This window comes from Pantoea sp. App145 (genome assembly GCF_047947045.1).
Lineage (GTDB): Bacteria > Pseudomonadota > Gammaproteobacteria > Enterobacterales > Enterobacteriaceae > Pantoea.
Map to the genome: position 1 here is coordinate 3,735,113 of NZ_CP133290.1, position 18,659 is coordinate 3,753,771.

The 18,659-nt window shown below is 56.3% G+C and carries 16 protein-coding genes; 12 read left to right on the top strand and 4 right to left on the bottom strand.

Annotation, left to right across the window (positions count from 1 at the left end):
• The 3 genes from RCF31_RS17240 to lplT all read left to right on the top strand — a co-directional run bounded on the left by RCF31_RS17240 (position 1) and on the right by lplT (position 4,923).
• On the top strand, positions 1 to 1,407 hold the full coding sequence (locus RCF31_RS17240; RefSeq protein WP_313687024.1) for an efflux transporter outer membrane subunit: 1,407 nt from the start codon (positions 1 to 3) through the stop codon (positions 1,405 to 1,407).
• A 178-nt stretch (positions 1,408 to 1,585) separates the two neighbouring features.
• The gene (gene aas / locus RCF31_RS17245; protein ID WP_299460170.1) at positions 1,586 to 3,736 is read left to right on the top strand and encodes a bifunctional acyl-ACP--phospholipid O-acyltransferase/long-chain-fatty-acid--ACP ligase; all 2,151 of its coding nucleotides are present in this window, start codon (positions 1,586 to 1,588) and stop codon (positions 3,734 to 3,736) included.
• Positions 3,733 to 4,923: a lysophospholipid transporter LplT gene (gene lplT, locus RCF31_RS17250; protein ID WP_299460172.1), complete on the top strand. Its 1,191-nt coding sequence runs from the start codon at positions 3,733 to 3,735 to the stop codon at positions 4,921 to 4,923. Before aas ends, lplT begins: the two co-directional genes overlap by 4 nt.
• A 58-nt stretch (positions 4,924 to 4,981) precedes the next feature.
• Here lplT and RCF31_RS17255 read toward each other — a convergent pair whose 3' ends face one another.
• From RCF31_RS17255 to mutH, 4 genes are all read right to left on the bottom strand, one after another.
• Positions 4,982 to 6,022, bottom strand: a complete 1,041-nt coding sequence (locus RCF31_RS17255) for an NADP(H)-dependent aldo-keto reductase (RefSeq protein ID WP_416411801.1) — start codon at positions 6,020 to 6,022, stop codon at positions 4,982 to 4,984.
• A gap of 143 nt (positions 6,023 to 6,165) precedes the next feature.
• A complete protein-coding gene (locus RCF31_RS17260) occupies positions 6,166 to 6,384 on the bottom strand; it encodes a YgdI/YgdR family lipoprotein (RefSeq protein WP_084876516.1) in 219 nt (72 codons plus the stop codon).
• 117 nt (positions 6,385 to 6,501) lie between these two features.
• Positions 6,502 to 7,212, bottom strand: a complete 711-nt coding sequence (locus tag RCF31_RS17265) for a TerC family protein (protein WP_416411802.1) — start codon at positions 7,210 to 7,212, stop codon at positions 6,502 to 6,504.
• Between the two features lie 162 nt (positions 7,213 to 7,374).
• Positions 7,375 to 8,061 (bottom strand): DNA mismatch repair endonuclease MutH, encoded by a 687-nt coding sequence (mutH, locus tag RCF31_RS17270; RefSeq protein WP_299460184.1) that lies wholly within the window; start codon positions 8,059 to 8,061, stop codon positions 7,375 to 7,377.
• A 684-nt stretch (positions 8,062 to 8,745) separates the two neighbouring features.
• On the opposite strand from mutH, the gene rppH reads away from it, so the two are divergent.
• The 9 genes from rppH (at position 8,746) to recC (ending at position 18,656) form a co-directional block, all read left to right on the top strand.
• Positions 8,746 to 9,273: an RNA pyrophosphohydrolase gene (gene rppH / locus RCF31_RS17275; RefSeq protein ID WP_208716303.1), complete on the top strand. Its 528-nt coding sequence runs from the start codon at positions 8,746 to 8,748 to the stop codon at positions 9,271 to 9,273.
• Between the two features lie 12 nt (positions 9,274 to 9,285).
• Positions 9,286 to 11,532: a phosphoenolpyruvate--protein phosphotransferase gene (gene ptsP, locus RCF31_RS17280; protein ID WP_299460192.1), complete on the top strand. Its 2,247-nt coding sequence runs from the start codon at positions 9,286 to 9,288 to the stop codon at positions 11,530 to 11,532.
• Positions 11,533 to 11,643: 111 nt separating this feature from the next.
• Entirely contained in the window at positions 11,644 to 12,525 is an 882-nt protein-coding gene (lgt, locus tag RCF31_RS17285) for a prolipoprotein diacylglyceryl transferase (protein ID WP_084876511.1), read from the top strand.
• Complete coding sequence (thyA, locus tag RCF31_RS17290; RefSeq protein WP_313689162.1) at positions 12,522 to 13,316, top strand: thymidylate synthase; 795 nt, start codon at positions 12,522 to 12,524, stop codon at positions 13,314 to 13,316. The genes lgt and thyA overlap by 4 nt, the downstream gene beginning before the upstream one ends.
• Positions 13,317 to 13,496: 180 nt before the next feature.
• A complete protein-coding gene (locus RCF31_RS17295) occupies positions 13,497 to 13,967 on the top strand; it encodes a prepilin-type N-terminal cleavage/methylation domain-containing protein (protein WP_416411803.1) in 471 nt (156 codons plus the stop codon).
• Complete coding sequence (locus tag RCF31_RS17300; protein WP_416411804.1) at positions 13,958 to 14,497, top strand: prepilin peptidase-dependent protein; 540 nt, start codon at positions 13,958 to 13,960, stop codon at positions 14,495 to 14,497. Before RCF31_RS17295 ends, RCF31_RS17300 begins: the two co-directional genes overlap by 10 nt.
• Complete coding sequence (locus RCF31_RS17305; RefSeq protein ID WP_416411805.1) at positions 14,494 to 15,003, top strand: DUF2509 family protein; 510 nt, start codon at positions 14,494 to 14,496, stop codon at positions 15,001 to 15,003. Before RCF31_RS17300 ends, RCF31_RS17305 begins: the two co-directional genes overlap by 4 nt.
• Complete coding sequence (locus RCF31_RS17310; protein WP_416411806.1) at positions 14,930 to 15,193, top strand: prepilin-type N-terminal cleavage/methylation domain-containing protein; 264 nt, start codon at positions 14,930 to 14,932, stop codon at positions 15,191 to 15,193. The genes RCF31_RS17305 and RCF31_RS17310 overlap by 74 nt, the downstream gene beginning before the upstream one ends.
• 82 nt (positions 15,194 to 15,275) lie before the next feature.
• Entirely contained in the window at positions 15,276 to 18,656 is a 3,381-nt protein-coding gene (recC, locus tag RCF31_RS17315; protein WP_416411807.1) for an exodeoxyribonuclease V subunit gamma, read from the top strand.
• The last annotated feature ends 3 nt before the right edge of the window (positions 18,657 to 18,659 follow it).

The window sequence follows — 18,659 nt, forward strand, 5'->3', positions numbered from 1 at the left end:
ATGAAAATGTCGTTACGAATTACCCCGATCTTTATGGCGCTGCTGCTGGCAGGCTGTACCGTTGGTCCTGATTATCAGCGTCCGACGATGGCAATGCCGACCCATTTTAAAGAGGCGCAAGGCTGGACCGAGGCCACGCCGCAGGATGATCAGAGCAAAGGCGAATGGTGGGCGGTGTACCACGATGCCACCCTCGATGGCCTGCTGCGTCAGGTCAGCATCTCTAACCAGAACGTGGCGAACTATGCCGCCCAGTACCGTGAAGCCCAGGCGCTGGCATCGCAGTCACGTGCCGAGCTGTTCCCGTCGGTGAGCTACGATGCCACCAGCACGCGCAGCGGCAGCCGCGCCAGCACCACCGGCCAGCGTAGCGTCAGCAACAGCCATCAGGCCGAGCTGAGCGCCAGCTGGGAGCTGGATCTGTGGGGCAAATTGCGTCGCACGCTGGAAGAGAACAAAGCCAGCGCCCAGGCCAGCGCCGCCGAGCTGGCGAATATCACCCTTAGCGCCCAGTCTGAGCTGGCGCAGGACTATTTCCAGCTGCGCATTATGGACGAGAAAATCGCCCTCTATCAGCGCAGCATTGATGCTTATCAACGCTACCTGACGGTGATTCAAAACAAATATCAGGCGGGCAGCGAATCACGCGCCACCCTGGCGCAGGCGCAGATGCAGCTGGAAAGCGCTCGCGCCTCCGCGCAGGATTATCAGTGGCAGCGCGCACAGCTGGAGCACGCTATCGCGCTGTTGCTGGGCCGCGCACCTGCCGATTTCTCTCTGCCGGTGGCGAAGCTGGATGCCACCCTGCCGGATATCCCGCACAGCGTACCGTCGCAGCTGTTGCAGCGCCGCCCGGATATCGCCTATGCCGAACGTAACGTGGCAGCAGCGAACGCTGCGGTGGGCGTAGCGATTGCCGGTTACTACCCGGACCTGACCTTGAGCGCCAGCGGCGGTGTCAGTTCTTCCACCTTCAGCAACCTGTTCTCGCTGCCCAACCGTGTCTGGTCACTGGGGCCGGAGCTGAGTGGCACCTTGCTCGACTTTGGCGCGACTTCGGCGAAAGTGGAGCAGGCACGTGCTTCCTACGATGCCAGCGTGGCCAGCTATCGGCAGTCGGTGCTGCAAGGGATGCAGGAAGTGGAGGATTATCTGGTGGAGCTGAACACGCTGAAAGGCGAGATTGTTTCACAGCAGCTGGCGACCACCGCAGCGCAGGAATCGGCGCGGGTGACGCGTAATCAGTATGAGGCGGGGATGATTGATTATCTCGACGTTGCCACGACTGAGAATACCAGCCTGAGTGAGCAGCAGAGTTTGCTGTCGTTGCAGAGTACCCAGTGGGTGAGTAGTGTGGAGTTGATTGCTGCGCTGGGCGGTGGATGGCAGGGTGAAATGAAACCGTAAACATTACTCATAACTGGCACGTATTGTAGCGGCGCGATGCATCGCGCGCGGTTGCACAATAAATTGCGCCGCTACAGTTTGGTGCGTATTTATCACGCATTGCAGCAGCTCCCACTTGTCGAAAATGCGCGAATCCTGCATCGTAGGGGCCATTTTTCACGACTGCTAAGGAGCTGGCATGTTATTCACCTGCCTGCGTTTCCTCTGCCGCCTGTTATGGCGCGTCGAGCTGCGCGGTGATCTGGCTGCACTGCACAAACCTAAAGTGCTGATCACCCCCAACCACATGTCATTTCTTGATGGTGTGCTGGTAGCCTTATTCCTGCCAATTAAACCGGTGTTTGCTGTCTATTCCTCGATCAGCGATCAATGGTTTATGCGTATCCTGAAGCCAATGATCGACTTCGTGCCGCTCGATCCCACCAAACCGATGTCGATAAAGCATCTGGTCCGCCTGATCAACGAAGGTCGTCCGGTGGTGATTTTCCCGGAAGGCCGTATCACCGTTACCGCTTCGCTGATGAAGATCTACAGCGGCGCCGGTTTTGTGGCGGCAAAATCGGGGGCCAGTGTGGTGCCAATGCGTATCGAAGGCGCGGAATATACCCCGTTTGGCCGCCTCGCCGGGGTGTTTAAACGTCGCCTGTTCCCCCGCATCACCCTGACTGTGTTGCCAGCCACCGTGATCCCGATGCCAGAAGCGCCACGTGCGCGTGACCGTCGTCTGCTGGCTGGTGAGCACTTACATCATGTGATGATGGAAGCGCGGATGGCGGTGCGTCCGCGTGAAACATTATTCACTGCGTTCCTTAACGCGCGCACCCGTTACGGCCTGTTTAAGCCCTGCATCGAAGACATCAACTTCAAAACCGACAGCTATACCGGCCTGCTGAAAAAAGCATTGGGCGTCGGGCGTATCCTCGAACGTTACAGCCAGCAGGGGGAATATGTTGGTCTGCTGCTACCCAATGCCACGGTGACAGCAGCGGCGATTCTCGGGGCGTCACTGCGTGGACGCGTTCCGGCGATGCTCAACTACACCGCCGGGGTCAATGGAATGCGTGCGGCGCTGACCGCGTCGCAGGTGAAAACCGTGTTCACCTCGCGCCAGTTCCTGGATAAAGGCAACCTGTGGCATTTGCCAGAGGGGCTGAGTGAGGTGAAGTGGATTTACCTCGAAGACCTGCGCGACACCGTCACCACCAAAGACAAATTGTGGATCCTGACCCATCTGCTGATGCCGCGTCGCGCACAGGTGGCGCAACAGCCGGAAGATGCGGCGATGGTACTGTTTACCTCGGGGTCGGAAGGCCATCCTAAAGGGGTGGTGCACTCCCATAAAAGCCTGCTGGCTAACGTCGAGCAGATTCGTACCGTGGCGGATTTCACCCCGCGTGACCGCTTTATGTCGGCGCTGCCGCTGTTTCACGCCTTTGGTCTGACTGTGGGCCTGTTCACGCCATTGCTGACCGGGGCAGAGGTGTTCCTCTATCCCAGCCCGCTGCACTACCGTGTAGTGCCCGAGCTGGTGTATGACCGCAACTGTACCGTGCTGTTTGGCACCTCAACCTTCCTCGGCAACTATGCGCGGTTCGCCAGCCCTTACGATTTTGCCCGTCTGCGTTATGTGGTGGCCGGTGCGGAAAAATTGCAGGAAGGGACGCGCCAGATCTACATGGAAAAATACGGCATCCGTATTCTTGAAGGATACGGTGTGACCGAGTGTGCGCCAGTGGTGGCGATTAACGTGCCAATGGCGGCGAAATCGCACACCGTGGGACGTATCCTGCCGGGGATGGATTCGCGTCTGATTTCGGTGGCAGGCATCGAGCAGGGCGGTCGCCTGCAACTGCGAGGTCCCAACGTAATGAACGGCTATCTGCGCGTGGAAAACCCAGGCGCGCTGGAACTGCCGGTAGCCGATAACGGCGAAGGTGAAATGGAAGCAGGCTGGTACGACACCGGCGATATCGTCAGCTTTGATGAGGGCGGTTTCTGCCAGATTCAGGGACGGGCGAAACGCTTCGCCAAAATCGCCGGTGAGATGGTCTCGCTGGAGAGTGTCGAGCAGATCGCCCTGAAAGCCTCGCCGGAGAAACAACATGCGGCGTCCCTGCGGCCGGACGGCAGCCGCGGTGAAGCGCTGGTGCTGTTCACCACCGACAGTGAACTTAATCGTGACAAACTGCACCAGGCGCTGCGTGAACTCGGCGCAACGGAGCTGGCGTTACCGCGTGATATCCGCGTAATGAAACAATTGCCGATGTTGGGCAGCGGTAAACCTGACTATGTCAGCCTGAAAAAACTGGCCGAAGAGGAACAGGCATGAGCCAGGCGGTAAACCCGGATGCACCCCTGCTGTCACGTAACATGACGGCAGTGATTGTGGCGCAGTTTCTCTCGGCGTTTGGCGACAACGCGCTGTTGTTCGCCACGCTGGCGGTGCTGAAAAATCAGTTCTATCCCGACTGGAGCCAGCCGATTCTGCAAATGTTGTTTGTCGCCACTTACATTCTGCTCGCACCCTTTGTCGGGCAGATGGCGGACAGCTTTGCCAAAGGCCGGGTGATGATGTTCGCCAACAGCCTTAAGCTGCTGGGGGCGCTGATTATCTGTTTCGGCTTCAACCCGTTCCTTGGCTACACGCTGGTGGGCGTAGGGGCGGCGGCTTATTCCCCGGCGAAGTATGGCATCCTCGGCGAAATCACCCGTGGTGAGAAGTTAGTGAAAGCTAACGGATTGATGGAAGGATCGACCATCGCCGCGATTCTGTTGGGCTCGGTGGCGGGTGGCATTCTTGCTGACTGGCATCTGCTGGCGGCACTGGCAGTGTGTGCGCTGACTTACGGGCTAGCCGTGGTGGCGAACCTGTTTATCCCGCGCCTGAGGGCGGCACGTCCTGGCCAGAGCTGGCATTTTGGCGTAATGCTGCGCAGTTTCATTGATGCTACGGTGCTGTTATGGCGCAACGGCGAAACCCGCTTCTCGCTACTGGGCACCAGCCTGTTCTGGGGGGCCGGGGTGACACTGCGTTTTCTGCTGGTGTTGTGGGTGCCGGTGGCGCTGGGAATCAGCGATAACAAAACGCCGACCACGCTAAATGCCATGGTGGCGATCGGTATCGTTATTGGCGCGGCGGCAGCGGCGAAGCTGGTGACACTACAAACGGTGCGCCGCTGTATGCCTGCCGGGGTGCTGATTGGTGTGATGGTGGTGGTGTTCTCAATGCAGCACAGTTTGCTGCCTGCTTACCTGATTTTGATGCTGATTGGCGCGCTGGGCGGGTTCTTTGTCGTGCCGCTGAACGCGTTATTGCAGGAACGTGGCAAGGCGAGCGTCGGCGCGGGCAATGCGATTGCCGTGCAGAACCTCGGTGAAAACACCGCGATGTTGCTGATGCTGGGTCTGTATACGCTGGCGATTAAGCTGGGTGCTCCGGCGGTGGCGACCGGTATCGGGTTTGGCGCGATTTTCGCCGTGGCGATCGTCGTGTTGTGGTGGAAAGCGCGGCGTTAGCCGCGCCTGGAACGAATTGTAGCAGCGCGATTTATCGCGCATTTTGGCTGGCAGCGGGTTAAGGTGCCGGGTAAGTAAACTGATGATGAATCGCCTCAATGCCTTCCAGCACATCCGCATTCAGCGTCAGATTAAAACTCTCCACGTCCGTCTTCAGCTGTTCCAGCGTGGTCGCACCCAACAGGGTGCTGGCAACAAACGGCTGTTGACGCACATAGGCCAGCGCCATCTGCGACGGGTCGAGATTGTGCTTCTTCGCCAGCTCCACATACGCCGCTACTGCCAGCTGTGACTGCTCGCTGCTGTAGCGGGTAAACCGGCTGAACAGGGTATTACGCGCCCCGGCCGGTTTTGCCCCGTTGAGATACTTGCCGCTTAAGGTGCCGAACGCCAGGCTGGAGTAAGCCAGCAGTTCCACGCCTTCATGCTGGCTGATCTCCGCCAGACCTACCTCAAAGCTGCGGTTCAGCAAGCTATACGGGTTCTGAATAGTCACGATGCGCGGCAGCTCATGCTTCTCTGCCAGTTGCAGATAGCGCATCACGCCCCAGGCCGTTTCGTTCGACACGCCGATATAGCGAATCTTGCCCGCGCGTACCTGCTCGGTCAGCGCTTCCAGCGTTTCCAGCAGCGTGACCGGCACGGTGGATTCGGTGTACTGATAACCCAGCTTGCCAAAGAAGTTGGTCTGACGTTGCGGCCAGTGCAGCTGATAAAGATCGAGATAGTCGGTGTTCAGGCGCTTCAGGCTGGCGTCCAGCGCTTCACGGATATTTTTACGATCCAGTGCCTGGTTAGGACGAATCGACGCATCAGCGCCGCGTACCGGGCCTGCGACTTTACTTGCCAGGATAATCTTGTCACGGCTGCCACGCTGCTTCAGCCAGCTGCCAATATATTGTTCAGTTAAACCCTGGGTTTCCGGGCGCGGCGGCACCGGATACATTTCAGCAGTATCAATCAGGTTGATCCCCTGGCTGACAGCATAATCCAGTTGCGCATGAGCGTCGGCTTCGCTGTTCTGCTCACCAAACGTCATGGTTCCCAACCCCAGCTGACTCACTTCCAGCGTGCTATGGGGGATACGGTGATAGTGCATTGCCGGCTTCCTTTTTTCATTATGGAATGGAATGTTGTGTCCTGTGGGACTATAGCGCGTGAAACGGCGCGGAAGGAAGGGGGGAAAGTTCGGGAAATCGCCTGCACAGCTGGAAAAATACCGCAGGCGATGAAATTTGGCACTTAACGCTCAATGATGGTAGAGACCTCATCACCATTGATTTGCATTTCATGGCCCTGCTCGTCTTTGTACTGCACCAGGCCAGTGTCTTTATCAATCGCTGGTTTGCCTTCCGTCATAATCATGCGGCCATCTTTGGTCGCCATCACGTAATCACTGCTGCAGCCACTCAATACTACTGCCGCCAGCACCAGCCCCATTGCACTTACCAACCCTTTCATTCGCGACTCCCTTACACAACTTCAACAGCAAAAGTGTAGTAATAAATGGTTTTGGCGTTGGGGGTAATCACATCATTCCGAAAAGCAACGGGCGAGCATGACTCGCCCTTGACTTTCTCAGGCCGCGCTTTTCCTGCTGCGCATCAGATTCAGGCATTCCACTGCCATCGAGAAGAACATGGCAAAATAAATGTAACCTTTTGGTACATGGACGCCAAAACTCTCCAGAATCAGGGTAAAGCCGACCAGAATCAGAAAAGCCAGCGCCAGCATTTTCACTGACGGGTGACGGTCAACAAACTCGCCGATGGTCCGCGCCGCGAACATCATCATCAGTACGGCAATCACCACCGCCATCATCATAATAATCAGATGGTCCGACAGACCCACGGCAGTAATCACCGAATCGAGGCTGAAAATAATGTCCAGCAGCATGATTTGCACGATGGCACCAAGGAACGAATGCACGTTGGTTTTATGCTCTTCTTCACCACCCTCAATGGTTTCGTGGATCTCCATACTGGATTTCCACAGCAGAAACAGGCCACCAAATAGCAGAATCAAATCACGCGCGGAGAAGGCGTGATCCATGATCGAGAACAGCGGATTGGTCAGACGCACCACCCAGGCTATCGAGGCCAGTAGCCCGAGGCGCATCAGCATGGCACCCATCAAACCCAGACGGCGCGCTCGATTTTGTTGATGTTTGGGGAGCTTCGCCACCACCAGGGAAAGGAAAATAATGTTATCGATGCCCAGAACCACTTCCAGAATGGTTAATGTCCCCAGCGCCAGCCAGGCGTTGGGATCAGCAATCCAGTCAAACATGTGTACATTCAATCCTAAACGAAAAGTAAACGGCGATTATACACTTCATCATTCAAGTTGCAGCTGCGTGTGCTCACCCCAGTCACTTACTTATGTAAGCTCCTGAGGATTCACCCACTTGCCGCCTTGCTGCACCTCGAATGATTTCGTGTATCGACATGTTCACAGCAAAAAATGGCGCGCCAGCAGTGGGCCAGTGAAACTCTTCTTGAGATAAAAGCCGCGAGGTAGCGTCATTATAGGCTCTCCATGCTCGCCGATGGCTTCGGTCAACGCTTTGCTGTTGGCGGCTTTCGGGCGAAGTTGCAGCCAGGCACCGTGACGCGCGGTGATGCGTTCCACCTGGCCGAGCACTATCATATCCATCAGTTCCTCCCAGTCATGGCGCAGTTGCTCCTCTTCTTCGGCACTGGGATGCCACAGCAGCGGCGATCCAACGCGACGCTCCGCCAGCGGCAATGCACGATCGCCTTCCACCGGGATCCACAATACGCGTGCCAGCTTATGGCGCACATGGCTGGTTTCCCAGGTGACACCGCTGTTGCCCGTGAGCGGAGCGACGCAGACAAAGGTGGTTTCCAGCGGTTTCCCCAGTGCATCGACCGGGATGGTTTTCAGCTCGATACCGAGGTGAGCAAAATCCTGCTCCGCTTTACTGCCTGCGCTGGCACCGAGGTGCATCTCCAGCAGCATCCCCACCCAGCCTTTATCCCGCTTCAGATTGGCAGGCATGGGCAGACCCAGCTGCGCAGCCAGAGCAGCAAAGCTTTGCCCCGCCAGCTGCCGGGCGCGTTGCAGCAATTCCGCTTCATTTTTTGGTGGCTCAGGCAGTAAAGCAGGGGAACTCATGGTTTTACTCATATTGATTAAAAGATAGGCAGTAATGGCGTGCGCAGGTTGTCCACAAAATGCAGCCACTTATTTTGCTGATAATAGCATGATTCAGCGTGCTTTTTTATTTGCTGCTCATCCACGGCTGGCAAGGGCACGGCAGGTTATCCCGGTTTGTTATCGACAATAAACAGGATCTTAAACCCAGTTATCCACAGAAAGATGGGATAACCCCGGCTTTAACCAACCCCTGTTTCCATTTACAGCCTTGACTTTAGCGATTTGCTGGCTTTTTTTCCCATTTCTGACCAGGTTTAGGACATTCTCTGTGGATAAAAACAACGGAGGTCGATCTTTGACCAGTTTGCCAGCAGGCGGTTATGCGTCCCGGATATTTTTGCCTGTAAATCCCAGGGATTATCTTTTATCCATAAGAAATCATTGGATTTTATTATTGTCTGGTCCTGTTATGATAAGACTTTTCCGAAGCGGTTATTCAATTAATTCCCGTGTTCTGCACAAAGCTATCCACAGAAAAGGTGAATAAAATCGCCATGAAATCGACACCCCTGTTCATAACCTGGCTAAACTCTGTGAGTTATCCTGTAATTATTCCGTCATCACCCCGGATATCCAGTGGTTTACCGCCTGTAAGGAGTGTGAAACAATCAAGCTATTCAAATTTAGCTTTGAGGTAGTCCAGTGATCGATGATGATGGCTACCGCCCGAATGTTGGTATCGTAATCTGTAACAGGCAAGGACAAGTGTTATGGGCCAGGCGCTTTGGACAGCACTCCTGGCAATTTCCCCAGGGAGGCATCAATCCCGGTGAAACCGCAGAACAGGCGATGTATCGCGAACTGTTTGAAGAAGTGGGTTTGCACCGTAAAGATGTTCGAATACTTGCTTCAACCCGTAACTGGTTACGTTACAAATTGCCAAAACGTTTGGTGCGTTGGGACACAAAGCCGGTGTGTATCGGCCAGAAACAAAAGTGGTTTCTTCTGCAGTTGATGAGTAGTGACGCGGATATCAATGTGCAACACAGCAGCACGCCAGAGTTTGACGGCTGGCGCTGGGTCAGCTTCTGGTATCCGGTGCGTCAGGTTGTCTCCTTCAAACGTGACGTCTACCGTCGCGTAATGAAGGAATTCGCTGGCGTGGTGATGACTATGCAGGAGAGTGCGGGGCCGCGCAATGCCGCAGCCCATCGACGTAAGAGAGGATAGGCCACGCCCTTTATGCTCACTCAGTTGCGCGAAATAGTAGAAAAAGTGGCGAGTGCGCCGCGTCTGAATGAAGCACTCGACCTTCTGGTAAACGAAATTTGCCTTGCGATGGAGACCGAGGTTTGCTCGGTCTACCTTGCTGATCACGATCGTCGCTGCTATTACCTGATGGCAACACGCGGGCTGAAAAAACCGCGTGGTCGCACGGTCACGCTGGCATTTGACGAGGGTATTGTGGGTCTGGTTGGCCGTCTGGCCGAGCCGATCAACCTCGCTGATGCGCAGAGCCACCCCAGCTTCAAATACATTCCTTCAGTGAAAGAGGAGCGTTATCGCTCCTTCCTCGGCGTGCCCATTATCAGCCGCCGCCAGCTGCTGGGCGTGCTGGTGGTGCAGCAGCGCGAGCATCGTCAGTTCGACGAAAGCGAAGAATCTTTTCTGGTGACGCTGGCAACCCAGATGGCGGCATTGTTGTCGCAATCGCAGCTGGGTCAGCTCTTTGGTCAATTCCGTCAGTCACGGGTAAAAGCCATTGCTGCCTCGCCTGGTGTGGCGGTAGCGCCGGGTTGGGTCGATGAGACCCAGCCTCTGCTTGATCAGGTTTCCGCTGCTTCAACGCTGGATGTGCAGCGTGAACGCGACCGTCTGGCCGTCGCCATGAGCGAAGCCGCCAATGAATTCCGCCGCTTCAGTAAACGTTTCACCGCCAGCGTGCAAAAAGAGAGCGCAGCGATCTTCGATTTGTATTCGCACCTGCTGACTGACGCGCGTCTGAAAAAAGATCTGTTTGCCGAGATCGAACGCGGATCCGTCGCGGAATGGGCAGTCAAAACGGTGATCGAGAAGTTTGCCGCCCAGTTTGCCAGCTTGCAGGATCAATATCTGCGCGAGCGGGCCGGGGATCTGCGCGTGCTGGGCCAGCGTCTGCTGTTCCACCTCGATGATTCCCTGGTAGGCACCAATGCCTGGCCGGAGCGTTTTGTACTGGTTGCTGATGAGCTCACCGCAACCACGCTGGCCGAACTGCCTCACGAGCGGCTGGCGGGGGTGGTGGTGCGCGACGGTGCGGCCAACTCCCATGCGGCGATCCTGACGCGTGCTATGGGTATCCCGACGGTGATGGGTGCAGATATCTTGCCTGCCCAGCTCAACAAACGCTTGCTGATTGTCGATGGTTATCGCGGCGAGTTGCTGATCGATCCTGAGCCGGTGCTGGTGCAGGAATATCAGAGGCTGATCAGCGAAGAAAACGCGCTGAGCAAAATGGCTGAAGATGTGGTTGAGCAGCCGGGCGAGCTGAAAAGCGGCGAACGCGTGCAGGTGATGCTCAATGCCGGTCTCAGCCCGGAGCATGAGCGCGCGCTCGACAGCTGGGTCGATGGTATTGGCCTGTACCGCACCGAAATTCCCTTTATGCTGCAAAACGGCTTCCCGTCGGAAGAGGAGCAGGTGGCGCAGTATCAGGGCATGCTGCAACTGTTCCACAACAAGCCGGTGACGCTGCGCACGCTGGATGTCGGCGCGGATAAGCAGCTGCCGTATATGCCGATCAGTGAGGAGAATCCCTGCCTCGGCTGGCGCGGTATCCGCTTAACCCTCGACCAGCCGGAAATCTTTCTGGTGCAGGTGCGCGCTATGCTGCGCGCCAATGCGGCCTCGGGCAATCTCAGCATTTTGCTGCCGATGATCAGCCATATTGATGAGATCGAGGACGCGCGTCGTCTGATTGATCGTGCCGGGCGGGAAGTGGAAGAGATGCTTGGTTACATCATTCCGAAGCCGCGCATTGGCGTGATGATCGAAGTACCGTCGATGCTGTTTCTGATCCCGCATCTGGCGGATCGTGTCGATTTTGTCTCGGTTGGCACCAACGATCTGACCCAGTATCTGCTGGCGGTGGATCGCAACAATACCCGTGTGGCGAATCTTTACGATCCGCTGCATCCGGCGATGTTGCGCGCGTTGCAAACCATTGCGCAGGAAGCCCACAAGGCCAAGCTGGAGCTGGGGCTGTGTGGTGAAATGGCTGGCGATCCGATGTGTGTCGCGCTGTTGGTGGGGCTAGGCTATCGCCACCTCAGTATGAACGGTAAAAATATCCCGCGCGTGAAATATCTGCTGCGTCATCTCGACAAAGAAGAAACGCAGAAGCTGAGCGAGCAGGTCGTGGCGGCCCACACCGCTTCGGAAGTCCGCCATCAGGTATCCGCTTTTATGGAGCGGCGCGGTCTGGGTGGATTGATTCGCGGTGGTCGCTAAGGTTTACATTTCTGCGACATTTATGAAAACACCGCTGTGCTATTATGCGCAGCCTTTATTGCATTGCCCCTGGCCACACCGTTTTCAGGGCAGAAAATTCCATGGTGAAAGATGACTAACGGCTATATCGCTTTTCCCCAATTTGACCCGGTGATTTTCTCCGTCGGGCCGATTTCGCTCCACTGGTACGGTTTGATGTATCTGGTGGGCTTTATATTCGCTATGTGGCTGGCGGTGCGTCGTGCCAACAAGCCAGGCAGCGGCTGGAAAAAAGAGGAAGTGGAAAACCTGTTGTATGCGGGTTTCCTCGGCGTATTCCTCGGTGGCCGCATCGGCTATGTGTTGTTCTACAACCTGCCGTTGTTCCTTGAGAATCCGCTGTATCTGTTCAAAGTCTGGGATGGCGGGATGTCGTTCCACGGCGGCCTGATGGGCGTGATCGTGGTTATGCTGATCTTTGCCCGTCGTACCAAACGTACTTTCTTCCAGGTCTCTGATTTTATTGCACCGCTGATCCCATTTGGCCTCGGTGCGGGTCGTCTCGGTAACTTTATCAATGGTGAACTGTGGGGCCGTGTGGCACCTGATTTTAAATTCGCCATGCTGTTCCCGGGTTCGCGCAGCGAAGACGTGGCGCTGGCGGCCACTAACCCGCAGTATCAATCCCTCCTGAATACCTACGGTGTACTGCCGCGTCATCCGTCGCAGCTGTATGAACTGATGCTGGAAGGGGTGGTGCTGTTCATCATCCTCAACCTGTTTATTCGCAAGCCACGCCCGATGGGCAGCGTGTCGGGACTGTTCCTGATTGGCTACGGCGCATTCCGTATTATTGTTGAATTCTTCCGTCAGCCGGACGCGCAGCTGGGTCTGTTCGACGGCGGTATCAGTATGGGGCAGATTCTCTCGACTCCAATGATTCTGGCTGGCGTGATTATGATGATTTGGGCGTATCGTCGTCATCCACAGCAACAACCGCGAGAGGTAAAATGAAACAGTATCTGGATCTGATGCAACATGTGCTGAATGAAGGCGCAGAAAAGGCCGACCGTACCGGCACCGGCACGCTCTCCATTTTTGGCCACCAGATGCGTTTCAATTTGCAGGATGGTTTTCCGCTGGTGACCACCAAGAAATGCCACCTGCGCTCCATCATCCATGAATTGTTGTGGTTCCTGAAAGGTGAAACCAACATTGGTTACCTGAAAGACAACAACGTCACCATCTGGGATGAATGGGCGGATGAAAACGGTGATCTTGGCCCGGTCTACGGCAAACAATGGCGTAGCTGGGGCAGCGCCAGCGGTGAAGAGATTGACCAGATTTCCCGCGTGATTGAGCAACTGAAACGCGACCCGGATTCGCGCCGCATCATCGTTTCGGCGTGGAATGTGGGTGAACTGGATAAGATGGCGCTGGCTCCGTGCCACGCGTTCTTCCAGTTCTACGTGGCGAATGGCAAGCTTTCATGCCAGCTGTATCAGCGCTCATGCGACATCTTCCTGGGTCTGCCATTCAACATTGCCAGCTATGCGTTGCTGGTGCATATGGTGGCGCAGCAGTGTGACCTTGAGGTGGGCGATTTTGTCTGGACCGGTGGCGATACCCATCTGTACAGCAACCACCTGGAACAGGCGCGCCTGCAACTGACCCGCGAACCGCGTCCGCTGCCGAAGCTGGTTATCAAGCGTAAGCCAGCCTCGATCTTTGATTATCAGTTCGAAGATTTCGAGATTGAAGGTTACGATCCGCATCCGGCGATCAAAGCGCCAGTCGCGATTTAAACCTGAGAATATTTACCAAAAGCCCTGCCTGAGTGCAGGGCTTTTTTGTTTCATCCCCTGGAATGCGCCTCGCAAAATCCTGTATTTTTCTGCCATCTCCCTCTCTTTTTCTGCGCCCGCTTTTCCAGAATGCTGCTTTCCTGCTTGAGCCGTTAAGGCCTTCAGCGCAGCCTGATGGCCATGAACAGAAACGATGAAAACGGCTTTACCCTGCCGGAGTTATTACTGGTGATGGTGATCGCCGGCGTGCTCAGCCTCGGTACTTTACAGGGCTGGCAACGCTGGCAGCAGCATCAGCAGTTACGGGAAAGCGTACTGCAACTCCAGGGCTTTTTGCTGCGGCTACGTGCCTATGCCAGCTGGCATAACACGGATGCCAGCCTGTGGCTGCAATCCGGTGATCCTGGTTGTATCGGCAGCGGAACGCGCCCGGTGGACGGATGCCTGTCAGCATCACGCTGGATCTTTACACCACCACATGCGGGCGTGCGCCTCGTCAGTATCACTGGCGAACCCGGCTTTTATGGCCGCCGTGATGTCGCCAGGGCGGGCAGCATGGATATTGAAAGCAGCGCCGGGCGCTGGCGGGTGATTATCTCAGCCCGCGCGCGCATTCGTGCCTGTCCGGTGGGAGAGAAGGGATGCGAATAAGGCAGGCGGGGTTCAGCCTGCTGGAAATGCTGATTGCGATGGCGGTTGGGGCGGTACTGATGCTCAGCGTGGGGCGGTTTTTGCCGCTGCTGCTGGCGGAAAATCTGGGTTTACAGCAGCGAGTCCAGTTGCAGCAGGATCTACAGCAAATCACGCAAACGCTGCAAAAGGCGCTGCGCCGCGCGGGTTACTGCAACGGCGAGTGCAGCGGTCCGGCGCTCACGTTAAGTGAAAACGGCAGCTGTATCCTGCTGCGCTGGGATGAAAACAGTAATGGTCGCTGGGAAGGTGTCGGCCATAGCGATAGCGATTTCTATGGCTATCGCTTACGCAGCGGCCAGGTCGAGATGCAGCGTGGTGTCGATGAATGCAACAGCGCGGGCTGGGAACGCTTAACCGATCCTGAATTTTTGACCGTTACCCACTTCAGAGTCGAGCGCCAGGCAGAGCGTCTGATCGTACAACTGACGGGCAAAGCGGGTAAGCAATCGGTGGCACTGGAGAGCTGGGTGATGGGAGAAAACCTGTGAAACAGGCGGGTAATAGCACTCTGGGTATGGTGCTGATGGTGCTATTGATGGGTGGGCTAACCTTACATGCCACCCGTACCCGACTGGCGCAAGATATGGTTCTGGTCGCTGATGAACAGCAGCATCACCAGGATTTCTGGCGGGCTGCCGGGGCGTTGCAATGGGGCAAAGTACAGCATTGGCCGCAGACGCCGGGCTGGCAATGCCAGTGGTGGGTGACGGAGCAGTGGCGCAGCTGTCTGCTACGTATGGAGGACGACCGTGGGTTATTACAGGGAAGTGGTACCGGGCGCGAGCTGGCGCTCTGGCATTGGGTCTCGTTACAGGGAAATCAAATCAGGTTCCAGGCGCATGGCTGGATTGATTACTGCCCGCTGGCGGACGCCGCGTTGTGTCAGGCAGCAGCAAGGATTCAGCCTGGCGGAAACTCTGGTGGCGATGATGCTGCTGGCGATGAGCATCAGCGCGCTGCTGCATTATCATCGGGCGCTGGCGCTGGGTTTTAGCCAGCAATGGCAGCAGCGTCAGGCATGGCAGGTTGCAGGTCAGGCGTTGCTTGGTCGCGAAGTTGCAGGCTGGCGAATTCAGCGCCAGCAGCAACCTCAGCCAGGCGGCTGCATACTGGAGCGGGTGACCGTTAGCAGCCCGCAACAGCGCGAGGCTTCACTGGCGCGGTTGAATTGTCCTTCTCCCTGATTGTGTCCTTGCGGTAGGCATCCCAGGCGATACAGGGTAGAGTGACCAGGCTGCGCAGTTTTACTTTTCTATGGGAGACTTCATGTTCCGGGTTTACCACTCCAATCAGCTTGACCTGCTTAAAAATCTGGCTGGAATTCTGATTGAAAACCAACCGCTTACCGATCCACTTGCTGCGGAGCAGGTGCTGGTACAAAGCCCCGGTATGGCGCAATGGTTACAGATGGAACTGGCGCACAGTTTTGGCATTGCGGCGAACATTGATTTCCCGCTGCCCGCGACCTTTATCTGGAACATGTTTGTACAGGTGCTGCCGGATATTCCAAAGGAAAGCGCCTTTACCAAAGCCAGCATGAGCTGGAAATTGATGCATCGTCTGCCCACGTTGCTGGAGCAGGACGCCTTTCAGTCGCTGCGTCACTACCTGCATGACGATGCGGATAAGCGCAAGCTGTATCAACTCAGTGCCCGTGTCGCCGACCTGTTTGACCAGTATCTGGTGTATCGCGCTGACTGGCTTAACAGCTGGGAACGTGGTGAGTTGATCGAAGGCTTAGGGGAGTCGCAGCAGTGGCAGGCGGCGTTATGGTGTGATCTGGTCAGTTTTACTGCCAGCCTCGGCCAGCCACTGTGGCATCGTGCCAATTTATATGCCCGCTTTATCCAGACGCTGGAGCAGGCCAGCAGCCCACCGCCAGGTCTACCGCAACGGGTGTTTATCTGCGGCATCTCTGCGCTCCCGCCCGTGTATTTACAGGCCCTGGAAGCGCTGGGTCGCCATATCGATATTCATCTGTTGTTCACCAATCCCTGCCGTGATTACTGGGGGGACATTCAGGATTATGCGTTTTTGGCTAAACTCCAGAGCCGCAAGCGTCGCCGTATTCATTCCGATGAACAGCAACCCCTGTTTCGTGATCCTGCGGCAGCATCCGCGCTGTTTAATGAATCTGGTGAGCAACAGTTAACCAATCCGCTGCTGGCTTCGTGGGGCAAGCTGGGGCGCGATAACCTGTTTCTGCTCAGCCAGATGGAATCTGCCGCTAACGATATTGATGCCTTTGTCGATATCCCTCCCGATAATCTGCTACATGCGTTGCAGGCTGATTTACTAAACCTGGAAGATAATGCGGTGATTGGTGTGAGTGTCGGAGAGCTGGCAGCCAGCCAGGGCAAGCGCCTGCTGGATCCACAGGATCGCTCGCTGACTATTCAGGTTTGCCACAGCGCGCAGCGCGAAGTCGAAGTGCTACAGGATCATTTATTAGCCCTGATGGAGGCCGATCCGCAACTGAAACCGCGCGATATCATCGTGATGGTGGCAGATATCGACAGTTACGCGCCCTTTATCCAGGCGGCGTTCGCCAGCGCCCCCTCATCCCGCTATCTGCCGTTTGCCATCTCTGACCGCAGGGCCAGTCAGGCACATCCGGCAATTCTGGCGTTGTTGAGCTTGTTGTCGTTACCGGAAAGCCGTTTTGCTTCGGAAGAGGTGCTGGCGTTGCTGGAAGTCCCGGCGCTGGCGCAGCGCTTCTCAGTCGATGAAAGCGGCTTACGCCTGCTGCGTCGCTGGGTGATGGAGTCCGGGATTCGCTGGGGGCTGGATGATGCCAGCGTCGAGGCATTGGCACTGCCGGCCACCGGCCAGCACACCTGGCGTTTTGGTTTGCAACGCATGCTTCTGGGCTACGCACTGGAAAGCCAGAACGGTGACTGGCAGGGGATTCTGCCTTATGACGAATCCACCGGATTGATTGCCGAACTGGCGGGCCATCTGGCGGAGTTGCTTTCACGGCTGGAGGCCTGGCGCACACGGCTGGCACAGGAACGACCCCTTAACGATTGGCTGCCGTTATGCCGTGAATTGATCGATAGCTTCTTTAGCGGCGATAGCGAAAGTGAAGCGGCGTTGATGCTGGTGGAAAACCAGTGGAAGCAGATTATTGAGCAAGGCATGCAGGCGGCGTATGCCCAGCCGATTCCGGTCACGTTACTGCGAGATGAACTGCGTTCACGTCTCGATCAGCAACGTATCAGCCAGCGTTTTCTTGCCGGGCCGGTTAATTTCTGTACGCTGATGCCCATGCGTTCAATACCCTTCAAAGTGGTATGCCTGCTGGGCATGAACGACGGTGTCTATCCGCGCACGCTTGCACCACTGGGCTTTGACCTGATGCAGCAACAAATGCGCAAAGGAGATCGCAGCCGACGAGACGATGACCGCTATCTGTTCCTCGAAGCGCTGATTTCGGCCCAGGAACAGTTGTATATCAGCTATATCGGGCGTGCCATTCAGGACAATACCGAGCGTTATCCATCGGTGCTGGTGACGGAACTGGTTGATTATCTTGGCCAGAGTTTCTGTCTGCCGGGGGATGAAGGGTCTGAACCGGATATCAGCGAGCAGCGGGTACGTGAACATTTACAAACGCTGCATAGCCGGATGCCGTTTGCCGCAGAAAATTTCCAGCCGGGCAGCTATGGGCAAAGTTTTGCCGCAGAGTGGTTGCCTGCGGCTGCCGGGCGGGGAGAGGCACAACCGGACTTCGTCCAGCCGCTGGCTGCGATGCCGTTGACCACAGTGTCGCTGGAACAATTGCTGCGTTTCTGGCGTCATCCAGTACGCGCCTGGTTTCAACAGCGTCTGGGCGTGGCTTTCTGGATGGAAGAGAGTGAATTGCCTGACAGCGAACCATTCTCTCCCGACAGCCTTGAACGTTATCAGATCAACGCGCAGTTACTGAATACCCTGGTGGCTGGTGAGGATCCGGCGCAACTGTATGCCCGCCATCGCGCAGCAGGAAATCTTCCTTATGGCGCATTTGGGGAACTTTTCTGGCAAAGCCAGACCGAAGAGATGCAGGAAGTTGCGGTTGAAGTCAGTGGACAGCGCCGGGCAGCGGAAAGCTGGGAGGTGGATCTGCCGTTGGGCGATGTGCAGTTGACCGGCTGGCTCACTCAGGTGCAAGCTGATGGACTGCTGCGCTGGCGTCCCGGAGTGCTCAATATGAATGATGGCTTACTGCTGTGGCTGGAGCATCTGGTTTATTGCGGCCTGGGTGGCAGCGGTGAAAGCCGTATGTATGGTCGTAAACAAAGTCGCTGGCGTTTTAGCGCGATTGGCAAAGAGCAGGCGCTGAGCCTGTTGCAGGAGTATATGGCCGGGTATCAGACCGGATTGGCACAGCCGCTTATGCTGCTGAACAAATCTGGTGGAGCCTGGCTGGAAGCGAGTTTTGATGCGAAAACCCGTCAGCTATTGGATGACGAGGTTACGCAGAAAAAAGCACGCAGCCGGCTGATACAGGCCTGGCAGGGTGGTTTTCAGCTGGAAGGTGAGGGCAGTGATCCTTACCTGCAGCGCCTGAGTCGTGTGCTTGATGACACGGCACTTCAGGCAATCACTGATGCTGCCCGGCGCTGGTATTTGCCGGTGCGTCTCGCGCATCACGATGATGAATAGCAA